This window comes from Isoptericola sp. NPDC056134, from assembly GCF_042264825.1.
Taxonomy (GTDB): Bacteria; Actinomycetota; Actinomycetes; order Actinomycetales; family Cellulomonadaceae; genus Isoptericola; species Isoptericola nanjingensis.
This window is the reverse complement of sequence record NZ_JBHJVM010000054.1, coordinates 1-3,012: the sequence shown is the minus strand read 5'-3', so window position 1 is coordinate 3,012 and position 3,012 is coordinate 1. Positions and strand designations below refer to the sequence as shown.

General features: G+C 65.4%; 3 protein-coding genes and 1 pseudogene. 2 read left to right on the top strand and 2 right to left on the bottom strand.

Annotation, left to right across the window (positions count from 1 at the left end):
* Positions 1–241 precede the first annotated feature (241 nt).
* A complete protein-coding gene (locus ACFCZN_RS21140; protein ID WP_430558068.1) occupies positions 242–1,177 on the top strand; it encodes a hypothetical protein in 936 nt (311 codons plus the stop codon).
* Positions 1,177–2,364: a helix-turn-helix domain-containing protein gene (locus tag ACFCZN_RS21135; RefSeq protein ID WP_430558067.1), complete on the top strand. Its 1,188-nt coding sequence runs from the start codon at positions 1,177–1,179 to the stop codon at positions 2,362–2,364. The genes ACFCZN_RS21140 and ACFCZN_RS21135 overlap by 1 nt, the downstream gene beginning before the upstream one ends.
* 87 nt (positions 2,365–2,451) lie before the next feature.
* Here the strand turns inward: ACFCZN_RS21135 and ACFCZN_RS21130 are convergent, their stop codons facing one another.
* Positions 2,452–2,700, bottom strand: a complete 249-nt coding sequence (locus ACFCZN_RS21130; RefSeq protein WP_430558066.1) for a helix-turn-helix domain-containing protein — start codon at positions 2,698–2,700, stop codon at positions 2,452–2,454.
* Between the two features lie 117 nt (positions 2,701–2,817).
* Positions 2,818–3,012 (bottom strand): annotated as a pseudogene (locus ACFCZN_RS21125) (hypothetical protein); the annotation flags it as partial.

The window sequence follows — 3,012 nt, the reverse complement described above, 5'->3', positions numbered from 1 at the left end:
ACTCTGGAGTGCGTGCTCACGCTCTTCCAGCTCGACCAGGACGTTCTCTGTCGGTAGTCCCGCGGCAGCGAGCTGCGCTAGCAGCAGCTGCTCGAAACGCTGTAGATCCTGGTGGAGGACCACGGTGCCCTCGGGCATCCCGGCCGGGACGAGCTCGGTCATGGCGTTGAGGCTACTCGCCGCCCACCGTCATGACCACACCCCCGCGACGAGGACCGCCGACATGCGATGCGCATGTAGCGTGAATAAAGCAAGGCAGGATGGTACGCTCGACATCGAAGAGCAAGCACTCGTGCGGTCCATGCCGGAAGAAGGCAAGGACGGGGACTTCCACGGAGGACAGATGAACGTCGCGCAGTCTCAGGTGAGCCCTTGGGCCGCACGTCGGTTTGGTTCGGCGGCGGCGGAGCTGCTCGACGCTGTTCCGGCAGCGATCGTCAACGCCCACGAGCAGGCCGAGGCCGCTCACGATGCTGGCGGACTTGCAACAAATGACGCCTATGGCGTGACCATGATGGTCGCGATGCACGACTGCCTGGTCCGGGCCACCTCAAGCATCCCCGGCGTTGTCGCGCGAAAGCCTGGCGGAGTGCGCAGCAGGTTCTCCTATGTGGTCATCGAGGAGACTGCCGTGGCCCTCGTCCCCTGGCGTTTTGGGGCGGATGCTTCGGTGCGGCGTCAGGATGCCACGCTGCGCCGGCCTGTCTCCGATCTGCGTCAGGCGTTCTTCTCGCTGAGTGCCAACAGCGGTCACATCCAGCCGACGCTCGACGAGATGGCGGGCGACGCCGTCGAGATCCAGGCGGCCCTCGAAGAGGAGGAAGCTGCCTTCACTCAGCTCACCGAGCTTGGGGCGATCGTGACGGTCGCGTTCGCAAGCAACCCGCGCAACGGGATCATCGAGTTGGGGTGGGGAGATGCCGAACTGGAGGACGTGGAGTCCGGGGCTGTCGCGTGGCATCACTGGGAGCGCCTGTCTCCGACGGTAGGTGCACGACGTCCCGTCGCGCTCACCGCGCCACACGTCGCCGACTCGGAGCCCGCCAGCCGCTTCGACCAGCTGCCCAGCGACGACGAGTTTACTGTGACCCCGCGCCGTTCTACTGAGGAAGCGCCTATGAGCGAGAGCGCCCTCACGCCCGGTGAGGACGGCGAGAACGAGACGGTTGGCGGCTAATGGCCTCACACCTTCGCGTGGTCGGTGACGAAGATGATGGACGATCACCTGACCTGCGGCTCATTGCTGATGCCTTCGACCCGTCGCGCCTGATTCAGGCTCGGCACCTGTCGGGACTCACAAAGAGAGCGGTAGCGTCCAGCCTCCGCGTCTCGCCGGCGGCTGTGGGCCAGTGGGAGACAGGGGCAACGTCTCCACGGCCGAACCATCTCGAGGCACTCGCGGCGCTTCTAGACGTCCCGGTCACTTATCTCGCCGCGGGGCGGCCGTACGCCCGCCTGGAGCCAACCTCAGCCCACTTTCGGAGCCTGCGCTCGACATCTGCGCGTGAGCGCTCGCGCGCGATCGCCTTTACGGAGCAAGTCTGGGAGCTCACGTACGCGCTCGAGAAGCGGGTGCAGCTGCCGCCCGTCGAGCTTCCAGGATTCTCCGCCGGAGAGGTAATGCATGAGAACTTCCCGAGCGACCCACGGGAGGCTGCCAGAGCGATCCGCCGCCAATGGGGGCTTGGACTGGGGCCAATTCCGCGGGTGGTCCGGACGCTGGAGAACCACGGCATCATCACAACGCTGGCCCCCTTCGCCGGTGGTGCCAACCCCACGGTCGACGCCTTCTCAACCAGCCAACTACCGCGCCCGGTAATTGTACTCACCCCCGACCGTGCTAACGATGTGTATCGCCATCGGTTCACTGCTGCGCACGAACTCGGTCACCTGCTTCTGCATGCCGAGGTCGTTCCCGGGGACCTCGCCCAGGAGCGCGAGGCGGACATCTTTGCGGCAGAGTTTCTGACCCCAAAAGAGTCGATCCTACCGGAACTCCCGTCACGGATGGACCTGCGAGCCTTGGGGGCACTGGGGTCGGCTTGGGGCGTTTCCGTTGAGTCCCTGCTCTACCGGTGTAGAGAGGTTGGTTCAGTATCTGAGGCGACATACAGGCGCGCCTTTGTTCGACTCAACTCCCTGCGAAAGCTAGACCTTTTTAGCCCTGAACCTGTGCAGGGATACCCTGGCGAGGTGCCCCTCCTATTGCGTCGGGCGTTTGACGTCGCTTGCGATAATGGTCTCACGATGCGCGAGCTTTCAAACGAACTGCACATGCGACCCCGCCGGATTCGGCTTCTTCTTGGCGCGACGGAAAAGCCGCCTGTTCTTAAACCGCTTGACACAGCGGAAACGTGGAAGTAGTTGATGCTTGCAATTACGTCCACGCGTACACCGCCGACCGCGAGACTCCGATCTCCGCGGCCAGCTCCGTCGGCGTCACGGAATCGCTCACGACCGCTCCCCCACAGGCTGCGCACCACGCCCCCGCCGCGGCGTGCCCGTACGGTCAAGGCTCCCTCGCACCGCCGTCTGTGTGCGCCCCGTCAGCTCACCGATCTCGCGCAGCGACCGGCCGGCGGCGTACTGCTCCGCGACGAACCGGTCGAATCTGTCCCGCTGGAACACGTTGTAGCCGTTCTTCACGTCGCCACGGAACTGCGGGAGGACGTCGAGCACGGGCCGAGTCGGGTACGCCACGGTGAGGACGCTACTCGGGGACCTTTGCCCGACCGGCGTCGGCCAGGGGGTGGAAGGACGGTCCAAACGCAGTGATGGCCTGGCACTGGCACCGGGTGCCGGGCCGGTCCCCGGTGATCAGCGGGGCCAGTTGATGACTGCCGGCATCGCTGCGATGAGTGGGAGCAGATCGTCGGTGAGGGCGCGGACCCATGCACCCGTCGGGGCTGACCGGAGGTCGACGAGTTCATACATCCGGCCGACGTCGCGTCGGAGGTCTCGTGTGAAGACGGGCTCGTGGTGCGCCATCCGGTTCCGCAGCTTGCGGATGAC